General features: G+C 61.9%; 3 protein-coding genes. 2 read left to right on the forward strand and 1 reads right to left on the reverse strand.

The window, feature by feature from the left end:
- Positions 1–2 precede the first annotated feature (2 nt).
- Together miaA and EN969_RS24010 are read left to right on the forward strand one after the other, a co-directional pair.
- Entirely contained in the window at positions 3–914 is a 912-nt protein-coding gene (gene miaA, locus EN969_RS24005) for a tRNA (adenosine(37)-N6)-dimethylallyltransferase MiaA (RefSeq protein WP_127419452.1), read from the forward strand.
- Between the two features lie 105 nt (positions 915–1,019).
- Complete coding sequence (locus EN969_RS24010) at positions 1,020–1,811, forward strand: GGDEF domain-containing protein (RefSeq protein ID WP_013531037.1); 792 nt, start codon at positions 1,020–1,022, stop codon at positions 1,809–1,811.
- A gap of 217 nt (positions 1,812–2,028) precedes the next feature.
- On the opposite strand, the gene EN969_RS24020 is transcribed toward EN969_RS24010, so the two are convergent.
- A partial coding sequence (locus EN969_RS24020; protein WP_245467481.1) for an ATP-binding protein occupies positions 2,029–3,080 on the reverse strand: 1,052 nt, incomplete at its 5' end.

Genomic DNA, 3,080 nt, shown 5'->3' on the forward strand with positions numbered 1-3,080 from the left:
GAATAGCCCTGCATGGAATCCGTATTGACGATCACGCCACCCCTGCGCTCGATCTGGCCGAGCGCAGGGGTGGCGTGATCGTCAATACGGATTCCATGCAGGGCTATTCGGTGCTCGACGTGCTGACCGCCCGGCCGGAGGCGGCCGACCTCGCCCGCGCACCGCATTTCCTCTACGGCCATGTCCATCCGGCGACACCCTATTCCACCGGCGCCTGGCTGCGCGACGTGATGAAACTGATCGACGACGGCACATTCTCCGAACGGACAGCGATTTTTGTCGGCGGCACCGGGCTCTATTTTCGCGCATTAGCCGAGGGCATTTCGGAAATGCCCGACATTCCGCAACGGGTCCGCGACCGTTGGCGCTATGAATTGAAGGAGCAGGGCGCCGTCAAGCTGCACAGCCTGCTGCTGCGCGAGGATTCGGCGGCCGCCATGATGCTCAAGCCAACCGACAGCCAGCGCATCGTGCGGGCATTGGAGGTTCTCGATGCGTCTGGCCGTTCGATCCTGGAATGGCAGGCAGAGCGCGGCCAGCCGCTCATCGACAGGCAAAGCGCGCGTTTCCTGGTGATCGAGCCGGATCGGGCGGCGTTGGTCGGACGCATCGACAAACGCTTCGACCAAATGCTGGACAAGGGCGCGCTGGACGAGGTCAAGCGGCTTGCGGCACTTGGCCTCGATCCCGAATTGCCGGCGATGAAAGCGATCGGCGTTCGCGAACTGCAGGCGGCGATGGCCGGAGGGATTGGCTTTCCCGAGGCAATCGAACGCGCCAAGATCGCGACCAGGCAATATTCCAAGCGGCAAACCACCTGGTTCAGGCATCAATTGGGGCCGGAATGGCTGAGGTTGCACCCCGGTGATGATCTGGAAACCACGATCTCAGCGCTTGCTTCCGATGCAACCTGAAAAGTTTACCTGCAAGGAAAGGTTCCCGTTGTGGTTGTCCAAATTAACCCTCCGTAAGCCCGCCCATGCCATAAGGTCGATGGGCACTTTTCCAACGGGGAGCAGATGCGTTTCCACAAGGCGGAATCAGCGTTTTTCGTCTTTATATTCGTGATCCTGGCCGCCGGCCTGGTGACGCTGCATGCTTATGGACTTCTGCAGTCCTTCGCCGACGAGTTGCATACGGCTTCGGGTCTGGACAAGGTCATCTATCTCAACAAGCTCTTGTTCGCGACCGGCGTGCTCCTGGCCACCGCGCTGTTCTTCGGCATTTTCTTCATCTATCCGCTGATTCGAAAACAGGCGACGGAGGAGGGCAAGCTGCGCGCCATGACGGTCTCGCTCAGCGCGCGGTCGGAAACACTCGAGCATGCGGCGCTGACCGACGGCCTGACCGGCATGCAGAACCGGCGCTATTTCGATGATGCGCTGAAGGAGTATCTCGAGGAGTTCCGGCGCATCGAAAAGCCTGTCGGGCTGATGATCCTCGATCTCGACCATTTCAAGCAGGTCAACGACACCCATGGCCATGACGTCGGCGACGAAGTGCTCAAGGCCGTCGCAAGCTGTCTCAAGGATATGACGCGCTACCACGATGTGGTGGCGCGATTGGGCGGCGAGGAGTTCGCCGTGGTCACGCCCAACATGGACGCCGAGCTTCTGGGCAAGTTTGCCGAGCGCATCCGCAAGGCGATCGCCAACATGTCGGTGCTGTCGGGCAATGTCCGCCTCAAGATCACCACCAGCGTCGGGCTAGCCGTCTGGGACCGCAAGGAAACAGCGGAAGAGTTCTATCGCCGCGCCGACCGCCAGCTTTACGAGGCGAAGAGGCAAGGCCGCAACCGCGTCTGCGCCTAAAATCCCGTCCCTGAATTCGTGAGGCTGGCCGTCTGGCGCCGTTTTCTGCGCTTCCGATGCTCACGGACTCAAATGTCCGCTCCGCTTCGGTTCTCGAAAACAGCACCACCCGACTCAGCCTGACGAATTCCCTGACGGGATTTACCCAAGCGGTCCAGGCAGGGCGCGAGCTTAGCGCGGCTTCTCAATCGGCCGGCAGAACAGCCGGGTCGCAAGCTCAATCGTTTTGCGGGCGCAGGCCGAAGGTTGCGGGCTTGAGGCCGTAGCGCATGTCGAAATCGTCGTCCGATGGCGGGCGTGCGGCGGGTGGCTTGCGGTAGTCGGGGTCGCCGGCCTGGCGGCCTGAATCCACGACCTCGGCGAAGGCCATCGCCTGCTGCGTCGATTTCGGCACGTTGCGCAATCGTTCCACGATCGCCACCAGATCGACATCGTCGCCCGGCTTCGACGTGGCCTCTTCGCGTTTGGCGGTGCCGGGGAGCAGGTGGCTCGGCAGCTTTTCGAACTTCAGCCGCATGGTCGTCGCCACGCCTTCGCCGAAGGCGATGGCTTCGCGCTGGCCCATCGAGGACAGGAAGGCAAGCGTCGAGGCGGAAGAGTCGGCAATCGCCGAGCGGATGATCGCCTGGTCCTGCTCATTGGCAAGCCGCATGGCGAAGAAGGTCGAGCATTGCGACAGGATGGTCGGGTCGAGCTCGCCGGGGCGCTGGGTGACGACGCCGAGATAGCAGCCATATTTGCGGCCTTCCTTGGCAATGCGCGACAGCGCATGCCTGGTCGGCGCGAATCCGAGACGCGGGTCGGCCGGCATATAGCGGTGCGCCTCTTCGCACAAAAACAGAAGCTGCAGCTTGCCTTCGCTCCATAGAGCGAGATCGAAGGCCAGGCGCGCCAGCACCGAACAGACGGAATTGACCACTTCGGACGGCATGCCGGCCATCTCGAAGCAGGTCACGGGACGGCCATGATGCGGCACGCGGAAGATGTTGCCGATCGTCTCGTGGATGGTGTCCTCGATCAGGCGCGAGTTGAACATGAAGCGATAACGTGGATCGGCCGCCGCCGATTCGATGCGCGTCTTCAGCGATTTGAGCGTCGGGCGATCGGTCTTGCTTTCGAGCATGCCCATGCGCTCATCGATCTGCTTCAGCAGGTCGGCGATGCGGTAAGGCACTGGCGTATCGGCGGTCAGCGCATCGCTGCCCGAATACTGCGTCAGGGTCGATTCCAAAACCTTGGATCTTCCGTTCTGGATGTTCACGCTGGAGG

The organism is Mesorhizobium sp. M7A.F.Ca.CA.003.01.2.1, from assembly GCF_003998945.1.
GTDB lineage: Bacteria > Pseudomonadota > Alphaproteobacteria > Rhizobiales > Rhizobiaceae > Mesorhizobium > Mesorhizobium ciceri.